Source organism: Rhizobium terrae (assembly GCF_003425685.1).
GTDB lineage: Bacteria > Pseudomonadota > Alphaproteobacteria > Rhizobiales > Rhizobiaceae > Neorhizobium > Neorhizobium terrae.
The window spans coordinates 15,636-30,757 of the sequence record NZ_QJKM01000016.1 but is presented as its reverse complement, the minus strand read 5'-3'; the positions used below and the strand labels follow the sequence as shown (position 1 = coordinate 30,757).

General features: G+C 61.7%; 19 protein-coding genes. 14 read left to right on the top strand and 5 right to left on the bottom strand.

Annotated features, from left to right (window positions below; all coding sequences use genetic code 11):
• Positions 1-219 precede the first annotated feature (219 nt).
• The 3 genes from ubiT to ubiV are packed head-to-tail and all read left to right on the top strand — an operon-like array spanning position 220 to position 2,638.
• Complete coding sequence (gene ubiT / locus DMO26_RS25850; protein WP_117195213.1) at positions 220-729, top strand: ubiquinone anaerobic biosynthesis accessory factor UbiT; 510 nt, start codon at positions 220-222, stop codon at positions 727-729.
• Positions 720-1,697, top strand: coding sequence for a ubiquinone anaerobic biosynthesis protein UbiU (gene ubiU / locus DMO26_RS25845; protein WP_117195211.1), 978 nt, complete (start codon positions 720-722; stop codon positions 1,695-1,697). The genes ubiT and ubiU overlap by 10 nt, the downstream gene beginning before the upstream one ends.
• A 2-nt stretch (positions 1,698-1,699) precedes the next feature.
• Complete coding sequence (gene ubiV, locus DMO26_RS25840; protein WP_117195296.1) at positions 1,700-2,638, top strand: ubiquinone anaerobic biosynthesis protein UbiV; 939 nt, start codon at positions 1,700-1,702, stop codon at positions 2,636-2,638.
• A gap of 40 nt (positions 2,639-2,678) precedes the next feature.
• On the opposite strand, the gene DMO26_RS25835 is transcribed toward ubiV, so the two are convergent.
• The gene (locus tag DMO26_RS25835; RefSeq protein WP_404947086.1) at positions 2,679-3,296 is read right to left on the bottom strand and encodes an NnrU family protein; all 618 of its coding nucleotides are present in this window, start codon (positions 3,294-3,296) and stop codon (positions 2,679-2,681) included.
• A gap of 56 nt (positions 3,297-3,352) precedes the next feature.
• Positions 3,353-3,508 carry a hypothetical protein gene (locus DMO26_RS33865; protein WP_162895060.1) on the bottom strand — a complete coding sequence of 52 codons (156 nt, stop codon included), beginning with the start codon at positions 3,506-3,508 and terminating at the stop codon, positions 3,353-3,355.
• A 122-nt stretch (positions 3,509-3,630) separates the two neighbouring features.
• Between DMO26_RS33865 and DMO26_RS25830 the strand changes: the two genes are divergently transcribed.
• The 6 genes from DMO26_RS25830 (at position 3,631) to DMO26_RS25805 (ending at position 9,327) form a co-directional block, all read left to right on the top strand.
• Positions 3,631-4,176, top strand: a complete 546-nt coding sequence (locus DMO26_RS25830; protein ID WP_117195209.1) for a cytochrome c oxidase subunit 3 — start codon at positions 3,631-3,633, stop codon at positions 4,174-4,176.
• Between the two features lie 16 nt (positions 4,177-4,192).
• Entirely contained in the window at positions 4,193-4,465 is a 273-nt protein-coding gene (locus DMO26_RS25825) for a cytochrome C oxidase subunit IV family protein (protein ID WP_117195207.1), read from the top strand.
• A gap of 253 nt (positions 4,466-4,718) precedes the next feature.
• Positions 4,719-5,171: a c-type cytochrome gene (locus DMO26_RS25820; RefSeq protein WP_117195205.1), complete on the top strand. Its 453-nt coding sequence runs from the start codon at positions 4,719-4,721 to the stop codon at positions 5,169-5,171.
• 22 nt (positions 5,172-5,193) lie between these two features.
• Positions 5,194-6,540 (top strand): cbb3-type cytochrome c oxidase subunit I, encoded by a 1,347-nt coding sequence (locus DMO26_RS25815; RefSeq protein ID WP_117195203.1) that lies wholly within the window; start codon positions 5,194-5,196, stop codon positions 6,538-6,540.
• A 72-nt stretch (positions 6,541-6,612) separates the two neighbouring features.
• Positions 6,613-7,419 carry a CbbQ/NirQ/NorQ/GpvN family protein gene (locus DMO26_RS25810; RefSeq protein WP_226951425.1) on the top strand — a complete coding sequence of 269 codons (807 nt, stop codon included), beginning with the start codon at positions 6,613-6,615 and terminating at the stop codon, positions 7,417-7,419.
• Positions 7,420-7,428: 9 nt separating this feature from the next.
• A complete protein-coding gene (locus DMO26_RS25805; RefSeq protein WP_117195199.1) occupies positions 7,429-9,327 on the top strand; it encodes a nitric oxide reductase activation protein NorD in 1,899 nt (632 codons plus the stop codon).
• 79 nt (positions 9,328-9,406) lie between these two features.
• On the opposite strand, the gene hemN is transcribed toward DMO26_RS25805, so the two are convergent.
• Positions 9,407-10,759, bottom strand: a complete 1,353-nt coding sequence (gene hemN / locus DMO26_RS25800; RefSeq protein WP_117195197.1) for an oxygen-independent coproporphyrinogen III oxidase — start codon at positions 10,757-10,759, stop codon at positions 9,407-9,409.
• Between the two features lie 199 nt (positions 10,760-10,958).
• On the opposite strand from hemN, the gene DMO26_RS25795 reads away from it, so the two are divergent.
• The 5 genes from DMO26_RS25795 to DMO26_RS25775 are packed head-to-tail and all read left to right on the top strand — an operon-like array spanning position 10,959 to position 13,606.
• Positions 10,959-11,228 carry a DUF2249 domain-containing protein gene (locus DMO26_RS25795; RefSeq protein WP_117195195.1) on the top strand — a complete coding sequence of 90 codons (270 nt, stop codon included), beginning with the start codon at positions 10,959-10,961 and terminating at the stop codon, positions 11,226-11,228.
• Between the two features lie 12 nt (positions 11,229-11,240).
• On the top strand, positions 11,241-12,599 hold the full coding sequence (locus DMO26_RS25790) for a hypothetical protein (protein ID WP_117195193.1): 1,359 nt from the start codon (positions 11,241-11,243) through the stop codon (positions 12,597-12,599).
• Positions 12,596-13,117, top strand: a complete 522-nt coding sequence (locus tag DMO26_RS25785) for a DUF2249 domain-containing protein (RefSeq protein WP_117195191.1) — start codon at positions 12,596-12,598, stop codon at positions 13,115-13,117. The genes DMO26_RS25790 and DMO26_RS25785 overlap by 4 nt, the downstream gene beginning before the upstream one ends.
• On the top strand, positions 13,110-13,409 hold the full coding sequence (locus DMO26_RS25780; RefSeq protein WP_117195189.1) for a metal-sulfur cluster assembly factor: 300 nt from the start codon (positions 13,110-13,112) through the stop codon (positions 13,407-13,409). Before DMO26_RS25785 ends, DMO26_RS25780 begins: the two co-directional genes overlap by 8 nt.
• Positions 13,406-13,606: a hypothetical protein gene (locus DMO26_RS25775; RefSeq protein WP_117195187.1), complete on the top strand. Its 201-nt coding sequence runs from the start codon at positions 13,406-13,408 to the stop codon at positions 13,604-13,606. Before DMO26_RS25780 ends, DMO26_RS25775 begins: the two co-directional genes overlap by 4 nt.
• A 211-nt stretch (positions 13,607-13,817) precedes the next feature.
• On the opposite strand, the gene DMO26_RS25770 is transcribed toward DMO26_RS25775, so the two are convergent.
• A complete protein-coding gene (locus DMO26_RS25770) occupies positions 13,818-14,264 on the bottom strand; it encodes a pseudoazurin (protein ID WP_117195185.1) in 447 nt (148 codons plus the stop codon).
• A 109-nt stretch (positions 14,265-14,373) separates the two neighbouring features.
• Positions 14,374-15,069 (bottom strand): Crp/Fnr family transcriptional regulator, encoded by a 696-nt coding sequence (locus tag DMO26_RS25765; RefSeq protein WP_117195183.1) that lies wholly within the window; start codon positions 15,067-15,069, stop codon positions 14,374-14,376.
• Between the last annotated feature and the right edge of the window lie 53 nt (positions 15,070-15,122).

Below are 15,122 nucleotides of genomic sequence, written 5' to 3'. Positions count from 1 at the left end.
GCAATTCATTCCCGGCACAGTCATCCTATCATCATCGCGCCCTCGCCTCTTTGATGTATCGCAAAGAGGCACGCAACCGTGCCGCGGGCAGACCCATCGACAAATCGGCGATCTACCGAAGAGACCGCACGGAACTACCGCTCGTCTTTGCGCCAGCTCAAACACGACCGCCCTCGCAGCCGATAGCGTGTGCCCTGCATTTCAGCAGGATGCTTGAATATGGAATTTCCCCGCTTGCTCGCTTTTCCCTTGAACTACATGCCGCTTCCAGCGATCGAACGAGCGACAGGAATGCTGTTCCGACGCGTGCTGAAGAAGCATCCGGACCTTTTCGAACGGCTGGGCGAGCACAAGACAAAACGATTCGCCTTTCTTCCGAGCGATCTGCCGCTCGCCTTCACGGTCGAGCCGGCGGCACTTTCCATCCGCGTCACGCGAAAGCCGGCAATTCCGAGCCCGGTCGATGCCTCGGTCGAAGGTCCGCTCTTCCTGCTGCTCTCCTTGCTCGAAGGCAGATGCGATGCCGACGCTCTGTTCTTCTCGCGCGACCTTTCCGTCACCGGCGACATGGAGGCCATGCTTGCGATGCGCAATGCACTCGACGGCGCCGACATCGACCTGCCGCGCGATCTGTCGACGCTTGCCGGCCCCCTTGCGCCATTCTTCGGAAGGGTGGCGCAGGATATCCGGCGCCGCGCGCTGACCGACGAGACCTCGCCATGGAACTGATCTGTCCAGCCGGAACGCCGGCAGCCTTTCGCGAGGCCGTCGATGCAGGCGCCAACGCGGTCTATTGCGGCTTCCGCGACGAAACCAATGCCCGCAATTTTCCCGGCCTCAATTTCAGCCGCGACGAACTGCGCGAGGCGATCGCCTATGCCCGCCGGCATGGCACGCAGACCTTCGTCGCGCTCAATACCTTCATGCGCGCCGGGGACGAGGAGATCTGGTACCGCGCTGCCGCGGATGCCGTTGCCCTCAAGGCCGATGCGCTGATTCTAGCGGATTTCGGGCTGATGGCGCATGTTGCGGAACACTATCCGCAACAGCGGCTGCACGTCTCGGTCCAGGCTTCCGCTTCGAACGTCGATGCGATCAACTTCCTGGTCGATGCCTTCCATGCCAAAAGGGTCGTCCTGCCGCGAACGCTGACCATTGCGGACATCGCCCGCATCGCGCCGCAGATCCGCTGCGAGATCGAGGTCTTCGTGTTCGGCGGGCTCTGCGTCATGGCCGAGGGCCGCTGTTCGCTTTCCTCCTATGCGACAGGAAAGTCGCCGAACATGAACGGCGTATGCTCGCCGGCAAGCCACGTGCGCTATCGTCAGGAGGGCAAGGAATTGGTCTCCGAACTTGGAGACTACACGATCAACCGTTTCCCTGCCGGCGAGGCGGCCGGTTATCCCACCCTGTGTAAGGGCCGTTTCGACATTGCCGACAGCCCCGCCTACGCATTCGAGGATCCGGTTTCCCTCGATGTGATGAGCGAGATCGACGCGCTTTCGGCAGCAGGCGTCAGTGCGCTGAAGATCGAGGGCCGCCAGCGGGGCAAGGCCTATGTCGCCGAAGTCGTCTCGACCCTGAAAAAGGCCCTGTCGGCCAGCCCAGCGCAGCGAACCGCTCTTCTGACGCGCCTGCGCGGTCTCAGCGAAGGCCAGAAGACGACGTCCGGCGCCTATGAGAAGCGCTGGAGATGATCATGAGCCACCATGGAACCTCGCCCTCCCTGACGATGGGACCCGTCTATTATCTCTGGGATGGTCCCAAATGGCGGGACTTCCATTTCCGTATCGCCGACGAGGCACCGGTAGACCGGGTGGTGATCGGCGAAACCGTCTGTTCCAAGCGCCAGCATTTTATCGAACCGCATCTCGCCGAGGTGATCGAGAGATTGGAAGCCGCCGGCAAGACGGTGGTCCTGTCGACGCTGTCGCTCGTCACCCTGGAACGGGAGAACCGCCAGATCCGCGAACTCGTCGCCGACAGCGAGCACATGATCGAGGCCAACGACCTCTCCGCGCTTGGACTGCTGAACGGCAAGCCTCACGATATCGGTCCGCTGGTCAACGTCTACAACGCGCCGACGGCCCGGCTGCTCGCCAGCCGCGGAGCGACCAGGATCTGCCTGCCGCCCGAACTGCCCTTCACGTCGGTCGAGACGATCGTCGCCGATGCGCCCGGCATCGCCTTCGAGGTCTTCGCCTTCGGGCGCATGCCGCTCGCCATCTCCGCGCGATGCGCGCATGCCAGGTCCAAGGGCAAGATCAAGGACAATTGCCAGTTCGTCTGCGGGGACGACCCGGACGGCCTGCCGGTGAAGACGCTCGACCGGCAATCCTTCCTGGTCCTGAACGGCGTACAGACCGTGTCCCACACCTGCCAGGCCCTTCTGGGCGAACTCGTCGACCTCGCCGCCTGCGGCGTTTCGGCACTCCGGCTGTCGCCGCAGGACTGCGACATGGTGGCGATTGCCGGGCTCTATCGCGCGGTGCTCGACGGTATGCTCGGGGCGGACGAGGCAATCGTCCAGCTGCGCGATATCTATCCGGCGGCTCCGTTGTCGAATGGTTTTCATCATGCGCGGGAAGGCGCCGCCTGGGTGGCTCGCGCCCGTGATATAGCGCATGGGGGAGCCTGAGCAAACAAAACGCCGGCTGGAGCCGCAGGCCAGATCGAGGTCAGGCTCGAAGGAAAAGGAACGGATCGGCCCCCAACAAAACGGCATGGCCACCGCCGAGAAGCCAGACGAGCAATAGGACGGTGCAGAGCAGCGTCGCAGCCATCGGCATATCGATCCTCAGCCGGTTTGCGCCCCTCATCACCGCAGCGAACGGAAACACCGAAGTCTGTAACGAGGCCGACGGCCAGGTAGGGCCAAACGTCCGACGCGCCCGCTTTTCGAGCATGAACAGCCCACCGGCGGAAAACAGTGCGAATCCTCCGAAGAGAAGCAACGAGCGCAGATCGCCATTGGGAGGAATATGCCCGACCGACCAGCAGAGAAAGCCCCATAGAACCGGATGGCGGGTAAGAGCCACGATTGCGTCCGGCTCCCTTCCCTTCCTGAACGAGATCGAGAAGGGGTTCCGGCTGAACAGGCCGGCCAGGACCAGGAAGAACCCCGTCGGGCAAAGCGCGAAGGCAACCCACGCCTGCCACGGCCTGGGTTGCCAGATTTCCACGTAGTCGAGGTTGAGAGCGGACAGGAAGAGCCAGGCCAAAGCCGCCGTGGAGACGACGGAATAGGCGGCGATATAGGTGCCGTGCCCTACCCAACCGATCAGCGTGCCGCGGATGTTTGCAAGGCGATGAAGGCCGCAAAAGCCAGCAGAAACTGTGCCATGGGGGCTGCTTACTGTTGCCAGAAGAGAACGCCCGCAATGGCGACGGAAAAGACGACGGCGGCGAACGAACTGTAGCCCTGCAGGACGCCCATCCGCTTCAGGGCTATGGCGAATATGACAATGATCGGAGCGGCCATGAGAAGGCCGGCTTGTGCATCAGACATGACAAATCCTCGGTTTGCCCTCCATCCTAAACCCTCTATCTGCCGTTTCTTTGCGATATGACAAAGAGCGGCGTCGGCATTGCCTCCATCTTCCGTTGCGGAAGACTATCGGAGACATCTGAATGGCGGCGATCTCGACTAGCGAAGAGCGGGACGAAGGCGGTGACCTTCTTCTCTGGGTGCTCGTCTGGGGCGAGCTCGCGGCTTTCGGGATCCTGCTGACCGGCTATGTCGTCATGTCCATGCTGCATCCGGAGAGCTTTGAGCTTGCAAAGCTCCACCTCGCGCCGAGGCTGGCAGGGTTCAACACCGTCGTGCTGCTGGCCAGCAGCTGGCAGGCGGCGCTTGCCGCCAGCTCGCATGGGAAGCCGCGCCGGCAACGTCTTTTCCTGCTCGGCACGGCACTCCTGGGTTTGCTGTTCGTCATTCTGAAGTTTGCCGAATACAGCACCGAATGGGCGGCGACGGGGGACGCGAACCTGCAGGTCTTCTTCGAGCTCTACTTCCTCATCACCGGTTTTCACCTCGCGCACGTCGCCTTCGTGGGCCTTCTCTTCCTATGGGCGGCGATCCGGCCCGAACGCTCGACGATCGTCACACTGACGACCGTCTGGCATGTCATCGACATCGTCTGGCTGGTGATGTTTCCCCTGATCTACCTGAGCTAGGCCAAAGGAGACGCATATGGAAAGCTCGAAACTCTTCGGCAGCGCCAATTGGGTGATGATGCTCGGCATCGTCGGCGCATTGATTGCGGCGCAATGGAAGCACGAGGTGATACCGGTACTAGCGCTTGCCGTCATCCTTGCCCTCACCATTGCGAAGATAAGGCTCATCGTGCTCGACTTCATGGGCCTGCGGGGGATGCGCCCCAACCTCGCCCGCGCCCTGATGATCTGGCCGGCCTTCTTCTCCGCCCTCTCGCTCGGCAAGGTCGTGCTGGCGGCCGTTCTCTAAGCCCGTTCGCTGCATATCTTTCCATCAGTTTGGCTGAACTCAACCGGTTCATCCCTGCCTTGCGCCTACATTGGTAAGCCAAAACATACATTCCTTTAAATGGCGCGCTTGCGAGCCACCGCTTTTTTGTTTGGTAAATCGCAAAGAACGCTTCCCGGAATCCCCTCATAAAAGTTCACGGGTCATCGTCCGCCTTCTCGTCGGCCGGACCCTGCAACAACCCGCAAGGCATCCGCACAAAGGGGACATGAGGATGGCAGAACGCCTCACAAAGACCGGGGCACGCAACGTCTTTTACGGCGGCTCCGCGTTCTTCTTCGCAATCTTTCTCGGGCTTACCGCCCACAGCCACTATTACATGCGCACCACATCCACGAACGAGGCCAAGCTCTCGGATTCCGTCGCGCGCGGCAAACACGTCTGGGAGAAGAACTCCTGTATCAACTGCCACACGCTGCTCGGGGAAGGTGCCTATTTCGCCCCTGAACTGGGCAATGTGTGGAAGCGCTGGGGCGGCGACACCGATCCGGACACGGCCCGTTCGACGCTGAAGGCCTGGATGGCCGCACAGCCGACCGGCATTGAGGGACGGCGACAGATGCCGCAGTTCAACCTGACGGAACAGGAACTCGACGATCTGGCCGACTTCCTCGAATGGACCAGCACGATCAAGACCCAGAACTGGCCGCCGAACGATGCCGGCTGATCTCAAGGGAAGGGAAAAAAACATGAAGTATCAAACCCAGAAGGTCGCGATGCTGTATTTCTACGGCGCGCTCGGCCTGTTCATCGCCCAGGTCCTGTTCGGTGTGCTCGCCGGCACGATCTATGTCCTGCCGAACACGCTTTCGGAACTGCTGCCCTTCAACGTCGTGCGGATGATCCACACCAACGCGCTGATCGTCTGGCTGCTGATCGGCTTCATGGGCTCTACCTACTATCTCCTGCCCGAAGAGGCGGAAACCGAGCTTTTCAGCCCGAAACTGGCGATCGCCCAGTTCTGGATCTTCCTTGTCGCGGCTGCGATCGCCGTGGTTGGATATATGTTCAAGATCCATGAAGGCCGCGAGTTTCTCGAACAGCCGTTCGTGATCAAGGTGGGCATCGTCGTCGTCGCGCTGATGTTCCTGTTCAACGTGACGCTGACCGTGCTCAAGGGCCGCAAGACCGTCGTCACCAACATCCTGATCTTCGGCCTCTGGGGCGTGGCGATCTTCTTCCTGTTCGCCTTCTACAATCCGGCCAACCTCGCACTCGACAAGATGTACTGGTGGTATGTCGTCCATCTGTGGGTCGAAGGCGTCTGGGAACTGATCATGGCCTCGGTCTTGGCATTCCTGATGATCAAGCTGAACGGCATCGACCGCGAAGTGGTCGAGAAGTGGCTCTATGTGATCGTCGGCCTTGCCCTCTTCTCCGGCATTCTCGGCACCGGCCACCACTTCTACTGGATCGGCGCCCCCGGCTACTGGCAGTGGATCGGCTCGCTCTTCTCAACGCTCGAAGTCGCGCCCTTCTTCACCATGGTCATCTTCACCTTCGTGATGACTTGGAAGGCAGGTCGCAAGCACCCGAACCGGGCCGCACTCCTCTGGTCGATCGGCTGCTCGGTCATGGCCTTCTTCGGCGCCGGCGTCTGGGGTTTCCTGCACACGCTGTCGTCGGTCAACTACTATACCCACGGCACGCAGGTCACCGCGGCTCACGGCCATCTCGCCTTCTTCGGCGCCTACGTGATGCTGAATCTCGCCGTCATGGCCTACGCGGTGCCGGAACTTCGCGGCCGAAGCCCGTACAACCAGTGGCTTTCGATCGTCAGCTTCTGGATTATGTGCACGGCCATGTCCGTCATGACCTTCGCGCTGACCTTCGCGGGCGTCCTTCAGGTCCATCTGCAGCGCGTGCTGGGCGAAGGCTACATGGATGTCCAGGACCAGCTGGCGATCTTCTACTGGATCCGCCTGGGATCGGGCGTCTTCGTCCTTCTCTCGGCGCTGATGTTCCTCTGGGCCCTGTTCGTACCGGGACGTGAGCGCCACCCCGCCGGCACTACGAGCGTTCAACCCGCCGAATGATCCGCAGCGGCTCCGTCTTCACGGCGGAGCCGCCTTTCTCCTCTCTTCACGATCAAGGACATTCCGATGACCATGATTTCTCCAATAAAGCCGGCCGAGGCCGGACTGATCCCCCACTACATTCCAGCGGGCAACGAATGCCAACTGTTCGAGATGGCCTGGAAACGGCAGCTTCCGCTGCTCCTGAAAGGTCCGACGGGTTGCGGAAAGACCCGCTTCGTCTCCCATATGGCGGAGCGGCTCGGGTTGCCGCTTGCGACGGTCTCATGCCATGACGATCTGGCCGCGGCCGATCTGACGGGCCGTTTCCTCCTGAAAGGCGGCGAAACCGTCTGGGTCGACGGACCTTTGACGAAGTCGGTGCGCGGCGGAGGCATCTGCTATCTCGACGAAATCGTCGAGGCGAGGAAGGACGTCGCCGTCGTCATTCACCCGCTGACAGACGACCGCCGTATCCTGCCGCTGGAACGAACGGGGGAAGTGCTGGAGGCGCCGAAGGAATTCATGCTGGTCGTTTCCTATAACCCCGGCTATCAGAACATCCTCAAGGCGCTGAAACCTTCGACCAAGCAGCGCTTCGTCGCCATCGAGTTCGACTTCCTTCCCCGGGAACAGGAGGTTGCGATCGTCGCCACGGAAAGCGGTCTTTCCGAACGCCACGTCGTGCCGCTGGTAACGCTTGCCCACCGCCTGCGCGCCCTCAAGGGACATGACCTGGAAGAGGGCGTTTCGACACGGCTGCTCGTTTATTGCGCCTCGCTCATCGAAGGCGGGCTCAGCCCGCGAGAGGCGATCCGGGCGGCACTGATCGAACCGCTGACCGACGATCCCGATGTGCGCACGGCGCTGATCGAAGTGGCGAACGCCGTCGTTGCCTGAGGTGCTCTGATGCTGGATTTTCTCGAGCTAGAAGAAACCGTCGGCAAGGCTTGGCATCGCCTGGTCGGCCAGACGCGCAGCATGCCGCGCTATCCCGACAAAGCGGTAGCGCTCAACGAGATGAAATCGGTCCTCGCATCCTGCTTCCGGGGTTTCGGGGGCGATCATGCGGTTCAGCTCGTGTCGGCCCACCAGCGCACGTCGAAACATCGCCTGAAGCTTCGCCAGCTGGTGGGGCTCGGCGAGGAGCGCATCGCCCGCCCGGGGCGGGATTTCGCCCGGGCGATGCTCCCGGAGGTCATCGACTTCTTTCCCGACCGCGGCCTGAACAGGGCGCTCTACATCTGGCTGACGGCGGCGATTGCCACATTGCCCGAAGCCCGACCTGCCGCGGCGGACCTCCTGGCGAGGGACATCGAGCGGCTGCATATGGCGGCCTTCAATGTAGAGGTGGCGCTTGCGGCATTTCCCGGCCTCCGGCCGACCTACCGGAACCTGTGCCAGGCAACCCTTGCCGAGCGCCGCCGCGGCACGCTTCCATCGGTCGAACGACTGCTGGAGAGCCGGATCGGCAGCCTTCTGCGAGCAGGAGCCGGCCTGCCGGACGACACGCCGAGCGCGATCTTTCCGCGCCATGCCCCTCCCGGCTATCAACCGATGATGGACGTGCCGCTCTGGCCGGAATTCTTCCCTCAAGAGGAAGGCAGTTCTTCGGCCGACGACACGGAAGCGCCGCTTGGCGATCCACAGGCCCCGGCCGAAAAACGGAGATTCAGCGCCCAGCGGGAACGGGAAGACGAAAGGCGCTCCGAGCGGAGCCTCTTCATCCTCAACCGCTTCGAGAAAATTCTGGCCATCGCAGAAATGGTCAACGTCGACCGGCCGACCGACGACAAGCCCGAGGAAGACGGCAAGGCCGCCGAGGATCTCGACGAATTGGTGTTGGGGCGCCGGAAGGAACGCCCCTCCTCCCGTTTCCGCTTCGACCTCGACCTTCCACCCGAAATGATCGACCTCGAGGAGATTGCCGCGGAACTGACCTATCCGGAATGGGACTACCGGAAAATCGCCTATCTGAAGAACCATTGCCGGGTTCTCGCCGTCCCGGCGCCGGCCGGCGGCGACCATCTCGATCTGTCGGAAGACACCAGGGCGCTGGTGAGAAAAGTGCGCAAGCAGTTCGAGGTCCTGCGCCCCCGTCAGGAACTCCTGAAGTCGCAGCTCGACGGCGTGGAACTCGATCTCGACGCCGTCGTGCGCCGCCGGACCGACCTTCTTGCCGGAGGACAGGCAACGGACCGCATCCACGTCGCAAGCCGGCCACATACACCGGATCTCGCCGTCAGCATTCTCGTCGACGTCTCTCTCTCGACCGACGCATGGATCGACAACCGGCGGGTTCTGGATGTCGAAAAGGAAGCGCTGCTCGTCTTCTCGCAGGGGCTGACCGCCTGCGGGACGGACCACTCGATCTTGACCTTCACTTCCCGCCGGCGATCCTGGGTGCGGGTTGAGACCGTTAAAGACTTCGAAGAGCGCTTGTCTCCGGCGGTCGAGGACCGGATCGCCGGCCTGAAGCCCGGATATTACACCCGCCTCGGCGCCGCCCTGCGGCACGCGACGGCCGATCTTGGGAAACGCCCGAACCGGACACGGTTGCTGCTGGTGCTGACCGACGGAAAGCCCAACGACATCGATCACTACGAAGGTCGTTTCGCGATGGAAGACAGCCGCCGCGCCGTCCAGGAAGCCAGACGTCTCGGCATCAATGTGTTCGCCGTGACGGTGGACAAGGACGCGAAATCCTATCTGCCAACGATGTTCGGCCGCAACGGTTATGCGGTCGTGGGAAACATCTCGAAGCTGCCGGCGGCCCTGCCCGCCATCTATCGCGGCCTGACGGGATAAGGGTTCCCGGCCGCGCGGAGGTCCGGCCCGGCGGACGGCCGGACCTCCATCTCGCTCCGCACCCTATTTCTCTCCGCGCCTATGCGGCCCTGCTGAACGACCTGCCGCTCTTGTTGAGGTAGGCATCGAAGGCGGACGCCGCGGCCCTGACGATGAACCGCTGATCCTCCGAGACACGGATGGATCCATCCCGGCGCTCGATCAGGCCATCTCGCGCCAGTTCATCGAGCCGTTGATTGCCCCGCAGCAGAAGGTCGGCGTCGAAGCCGTGCGCGGCGGCAAGCGCTGCGACGTCCACCGCGAAATCGCACATCAGCCTTTCGATCACTGCGGCGCGCAGGCGGTCCTCCGCCGTCAGGCGGTAACCCTTGGCGACCGGCAGTTCGCCTTTCGACACCCGGCCCGCATAAAGGCCCGGCGGTACCTCGTTCTGGATATATCCCTGCGGCAGCCTGCCGATCGACGATGCACCGAGCCCGATGAGCGCGTCGCAGGCATCCGTCGTGTATCCCTGGAAATTGCGGTGCAGCCGTCCTTCGGTCTGTGCCACGGCGAGGTCGTCGCCGGGCAGGGCGAAATGATCGAGGCCGATCCTGACATAACCTGCTGCCACCAAAGCCTCGGCGATAGCGGACGCCTGGCGCGCTCGCTCCCGCGCATCGGGAAGTGCAGCCTCATCGATGAGGCGCTGGTGCTTCTTGAAGCTCGGGATATGCGCATATCCGAAGACGGCAAGGCGATCCGGCCGCATTGCGACGGCCGCATCGACGGTAGCAACGCAGGATTCGACGGTCTGGAACGGCAGCCCGTAGATGAGATCGAAATTGATCGCGTTGATGTTGTTGTGTCGAAGGTGGTCCACGGCATCCATCGTCGTCTCGACGCTCTGAATGCGGTTGATCGCCTTCTGGACTTTGGGATCGAAGCTCTGGACGCCGAGACTTGCGCGGGTGACGCCCGACTCCCCCAGCGCCATTGCCATTTCACTGGTCAATGTTCGCGGATCGATTTCGATCGCGGTGCCGACGGTCGGTGCGAAACCAAGGCGGCCGCGGAACGCATCCATCAACGCGATGAACTCGTCCGGCTTGATGATGGTAGGCGTGCCGCCGCCAAAGTGAATTTCGCCGACGTCGAAGCCATGGTTCCTGACGTATCCAAGAAGCTCAATCTCCCGGTGCAGTATCTCGATGTAGTCGAGGATCGGCTTGTCGCGCTCGGTGATGGTCGTGTGACAGCCGCAATACCAGCACATGGACCGACAGAAGGGAATGTGGATGTAGAGCGATGTCGGCTGCCCTTCGGGCAGTGCCCCGAGCCAGGCCGGATAGTCGGCGGCGTCGAAATCGGCGGTAAAATTCGGAGCCGTCGGATAGCTCGTATAACGCGGCAGCCGTGCATCGCCGTATTTCTCGATTATCGCTTCGGACATATCGGGGCCTTTCCAGTTCACTTTGGAAAAGATCTAGCGATCCCGGGCCGATCCCTCTTTGTGCGAAATCAACGACAGCTTCCCGTTTCTGCAAAATATTTGTCCCGACGCAAATTTCCTCGCCTGCACCGCTGCTAAATCTTGAGGGCGGCCGGGATTGGCCAGGCCGAATACCAGCTTGAAAGGTCCAGATCACACTATGTCGCAAATAGAGATCCCTTCCATCGACGTCAGGACGCTTGCCCCCGCCGAACGCCATCCGAAGATTTTCGGCGTGCTGACGGCTCTTGTCCCCGGCGGCATCATGCATGTCACGAGCGACCATGACCCGCGGCCACTGCACTACCAGATCGAGAGCCGGTATCCCGAACAGTTCGATTGGCAATATCTGGAGCAGGGCCCGGATGTCTGGCGCGTCGAGATCCAGCGGGCGCAGGGTTCCGGCTGCGACTGCTGCTGCGGCCATTGAAAGAAGCGAGCCATGCCCGGCGCCACCCTCTCCCGCTGGACGATGTCCTATTTCGCGGCGGCACTGATCTGTCTAATCGCCGGGCTGGCAATGACTGCATCGGGTTTCGGATATCCGTCGGTTCCCATGAATGATCCGGCGTCTCTCGTGGTGGTCCATCTGATCGCGATCGGCTGGCTCGCCCAGCTGTTTGCAGGATCGCTGCTTCAGTTCGTGCCGGTGATCGCCTCACGGCAGCTCAGGTCTCCCCATCTTGCGCTGCCGATACTGCTTTCGGCCATGGCCGGGCTTCTTCTGCTGTTGACGGGTTTCATGGGGCTGGCCGATGTCGCTCCGCTCTGGACCTGGATGCTTCCCGCCGGAGGCATCCTGCTGACGTGTTCATTCACGAGCCTCTGCTGGACGGTCGTCGGCACTCTCTTACCCGCCCGGCCATATACGCTGCCGGCGAAGTTCGTCATACTCGGCTGCCTGCCTTTGATCGGCGCGGCCCTCGTCGGGCTGCTCTTCACCCTTCCCCTCTCGGGTCTCACCGGCGATCCTTACCTGATCGATCTGGTACTCGCGGCAGGACCCTCGCATGCCTATCTCGGCCTCGTCGGCTGGATGACCATCACCGCAATCGGTGTCAGTTATCGCCTGCTGGCGATGTTCCTGCTTTCACCGGAAAAGACACGGAGAACGAGCCGAACGGTCGGCTGGCTGATGGCCGGCGCTCTCGCAGTGGTGATCTGCGGCATCGTCCTCGATGGAACCGGTTCGCCGGCGGGCTGGCCGCTTCCCGCAGCGATCGCCGCCGCGGGGCTGGCCGTTCTTCTCTACGCGCTCGATATCCGCTGGATCTACCGCGAGCGAAAGCGGAAGGCGGTTGAGCTGAACGTGATAGCCAGCCTCGTGGCGGTCGGCATGCTGGTCGCGTGCTTCGTCCTTTTCGCCGCCTCGATACTGATCGGCAACCTGGCTGGGATGGTGATGCCGGTCGCCTATCTCTTCGTTTTCGGCTGGCTCACCGGGCTCGGCCTCGGGCAGCTCTACAAGATCGTGGCATTCATGACATGGCTGGAGTTCTACGGCCCGGTTCTTGGCCGGATGGCCGTCCCACGCGTCCAGGAACTCGTCAACGAGCGGCGCGGCGCGATATGGTTCTCGCTCTATTTCGGTGCAACCGCCGCAGCGACCGTCGCCTTGATCCTGGACATGCCGGACATGTTCAGATGGATTACAATTGCTCAACTCGCGGCCGTCGGCGCTCTGGTCTTCGAATTCGTCCAGACACGCAGGCTTGCCATGGCTCCGGCCGCGACCAGGCTGCCGGCGGGCATCGCCGCCCGGCGGCTGTTCCTACCAAGCTTCAACGGGAGGTCATCATGACCCAGGAATTCAAGGAACTCGATGTCAGGCCCATCCTGAGAAACGGCGGCGAGCCGTTCGAGGCAATCATGACGGCGGTCGGCGCGCTGCAACCCGGTCAGGGGCTGAAGCTCTTTGCGCCCTTCAAGCCGCAGCCACTCTATCGGGTCATGGATGCCAAGGGTTTCGATCATGATGTCGTCGAACTCGACGGCGGGGATTTCGAGGTCCGCTTCACGCCCCGCCTGGAGGAAGCAGTCGCGCTGTCCGAAAATGCGGTCTCACCCGAACTCTGGGCAGAACCGTCCGTCGAGCTCGACCTCTCCGACCTCGATCCACCCGAGCCGATGCAGCGGATTCTTGCCGAGGCGGAGACGCTCGGTGCAGGCGAGGTGATCTTCGCGGTACTTGCCCGCGAGCCGGTTTTCCTGTTTCCGGAGCTGACACGCCGGGGCCATCAATGGGTGGGCAATTTCGACCGGGACGGCAGCGCCTACCGCATCATGATCCGCGTCGGCACGGGAGCAGTCAATGCCTGATACACTCGAGCAGACCAACCTGGCGGAGCAGGTCAGGCAACAGCTCTCGATGGTGATCGACCCAGAGATGGGACGCAGCGTCGTCGAGATGGGTCTGATCTACCTCATAGAAGTGACGGCTGGCGGAGATGCGCACATATTAATGACCACTACCACCAAAGGCTGCCCGGCCTCGGCTTTCCTCAGGGAAGCCATCCAGGCCTGCGCCGCCTCGGTTCATGGCGTGAAGGAGGTCGACGTGGAGCTGACCTACAATCCGCCATGGAACCCTTCGATGATGATGACGCCATGAAGCTTTCGAAGCTGATCAGGGAATGGAGAACGACAGGGGACGCAAGTCTCGGGCCGACCATCCCGCACGATGGAAACGTGCAGAGCAAACGCCTGGCGCTTTATGAAATGGTGACGGCCGGAATCGCCGATGATCCCGCATCTTTCATCATCGAGGAAATCGAGCGCCTCGGCGATTCGATCGGGCGGGAACTCTGAAGCGTTTCATTGAAAGGACGGCTTCGCATCCGGTCGGAAGCCAGGTGACCTTCAGTCACGCACGTTGCGGACATTGTCGCTCGCCGGCATAGGTGAATACGAACCGTTTGTTCGAGCCGGCGGCGGTTCTTTTATGCATAAAATAGACGATACGATATTATCGACGGCGGCCAAGAGGAGGGGGAGAGGCCGCCGTCGCTACGGCGCTGGCTTATACGCCAGAAGCGGCAATGTCTGCGTCGAGGCGCTCGCGTGCCTTCTTCGGCAGTTTGGCCGTCTTCACCGCATCCAGATTGGCCGGGTTATTGCCCACCACGATCAGGCCGATCATACCCATGCCGACATGCGGAGCGCATTTGACGGCGTATGCTCCCTCGACATCGAAGGTGACCTTGATGCTCTCATTCATCTGACCCTTGAAGGATTTGGCACCATCCGGGATCAGGCCTTCGATCGATTCCGCGTTATGGGACTTGTCCGTCGCAACGAATGTCACGGTATCGCCCTTGGCGATCTTCAGCGAGCTCGGTTCGAACACCATAGCGCCGTCCTTGCCCTTGTTGAGCATCCGGACTTCGAAGTCGGCGGCCATGGCAGCCGTTCCGCAGGCGGCGAGAACGATCGCCGAACCAAGAAGAGAAACTAAAGTCTTTCGCATTGTCTTGCTCCTGTTTCAGAAGGCCTCGCGCTTCTGTTGGAGCTACTTTAGCGTGTGAGCGGCGGTGTTCTTTGACGCATCGCAAACGGTCCGCCGATTTCTGCTTACGCTATTCCTTGGTGCTCTCCGCCAGTGCCAGCAGACCCTCGGCATCCTTCACCAGAAGCTTCTGGCGCCCGCCTTCAACCAATCCCTTCGCCTCCCACGCACTCAGTATCCTCGAGACGGTGTGAAGCGTCGTACCGGTCATCTCCGCAATGTCCTGCCGGGAAATCGGGAAATCGATGCGCACGGCATCGCCCTCCTTGCGACCTGCCTGCTTCACCAGTCTGAGAACCGCATGAGCGACGCGCTGCTCGACTTCCTGCGTAGACATCTCGCGGATCCGAGCATGGGCCTCTTCGAGGCGCTGGCCGATCGTCTGCATTGCAGTGACGGCGAGGCGCGGGTTTCGATCGATGAACTGCGGCCAGAGTTCCGTCGGCCAGCAAAGCGCGATGCTTTCCGCGACTGCCATGGCCGTGCCCGGATAATCCGTGCGTCGAAGCGCCTTGGCGAAACCGAAGAGATCGCCCGGATGGACTACGCGGACGATAATCTGCTGACCGTCCTCGGTGACCTGGGTAACCTTCAGCCTGCCGTGCAGAAGAAGATAAAAATGCGTCGCGGCCGCGCCTTGTTCGAAGACGGCTTCGCCGATCGGCACTCTGCGCGATGCTGCATGAGCAAGCAGCGCTTCCGTATCGGCATCTTCCATCCTTTCGAAAAGAGGAAAGGTTCGGACGAGGCTCTTATCGATCTTCAACGGCGTAAGCTCCACTAAGTTGGGTGGAATCTTAACACAGCCCGAGAGGGGAT

What these genes read in the sequence shown, in the direction of transcription:
- ubiT (WP_117195213.1), top strand. Translation starts at nt 220, where the DNA reads ATGGAATTTCCCCGCTTGCTCGCTTTTCCCTTGAACTACATGCCGCTT.
- ubiU (WP_117195211.1), top strand. Translation starts at nt 720, where the DNA reads ATGGAACTGATCTGTCCAGCCGGAACGCCGGCAGCCTTTCGCGAGGCC.
- ubiV (WP_117195296.1), top strand. Translation starts at nt 1,700, where the DNA reads ATGAGCCACCATGGAACCTCGCCCTCCCTGACGATGGGACCCGTCTAT.
- DMO26_RS33865 (WP_162895060.1), bottom strand. Translation starts at nt 3,508, where the DNA reads ATGTCTGATGCACAAGCCGGCCTTCTCATGGCCGCTCCGATCATTGTC.
- DMO26_RS25830 (WP_117195209.1), top strand. Translation starts at nt 3,631, where the DNA reads ATGGCGGCGATCTCGACTAGCGAAGAGCGGGACGAAGGCGGTGACCTT.
- DMO26_RS25825 (WP_117195207.1), top strand. Translation starts at nt 4,193, where the DNA reads ATGGAAAGCTCGAAACTCTTCGGCAGCGCCAATTGGGTGATGATGCTC.
- DMO26_RS25820 (WP_117195205.1), top strand. Translation starts at nt 4,719, where the DNA reads ATGGCAGAACGCCTCACAAAGACCGGGGCACGCAACGTCTTTTACGGC.
- DMO26_RS25815 (WP_117195203.1), top strand. Translation starts at nt 5,194, where the DNA reads ATGAAGTATCAAACCCAGAAGGTCGCGATGCTGTATTTCTACGGCGCG.
- DMO26_RS25810 (WP_226951425.1), top strand. Translation starts at nt 6,613, where the DNA reads ATGATTTCTCCAATAAAGCCGGCCGAGGCCGGACTGATCCCCCACTAC.
- DMO26_RS25805 (WP_117195199.1), top strand. Translation starts at nt 7,429, where the DNA reads ATGCTGGATTTTCTCGAGCTAGAAGAAACCGTCGGCAAGGCTTGGCAT.
- hemN (WP_117195197.1), bottom strand. Translation starts at nt 10,759, where the DNA reads ATGTCCGAAGCGATAATCGAGAAATACGGCGATGCACGGCTGCCGCGT.
- DMO26_RS25795 (WP_117195195.1), top strand. Translation starts at nt 10,959, where the DNA reads ATGTCGCAAATAGAGATCCCTTCCATCGACGTCAGGACGCTTGCCCCC.
- DMO26_RS25790 (WP_117195193.1), top strand. Translation starts at nt 11,241, where the DNA reads ATGCCCGGCGCCACCCTCTCCCGCTGGACGATGTCCTATTTCGCGGCG.
- DMO26_RS25785 (WP_117195191.1), top strand. Translation starts at nt 12,596, where the DNA reads ATGACCCAGGAATTCAAGGAACTCGATGTCAGGCCCATCCTGAGAAAC.
- DMO26_RS25780 (WP_117195189.1), top strand. Translation starts at nt 13,110, where the DNA reads ATGCCTGATACACTCGAGCAGACCAACCTGGCGGAGCAGGTCAGGCAA.
- DMO26_RS25775 (WP_117195187.1), top strand. Translation starts at nt 13,406, where the DNA reads ATGAAGCTTTCGAAGCTGATCAGGGAATGGAGAACGACAGGGGACGCA.
- DMO26_RS25770 (WP_117195185.1), bottom strand. Translation starts at nt 14,264, where the DNA reads ATGCGAAAGACTTTAGTTTCTCTTCTTGGTTCGGCGATCGTTCTCGCC.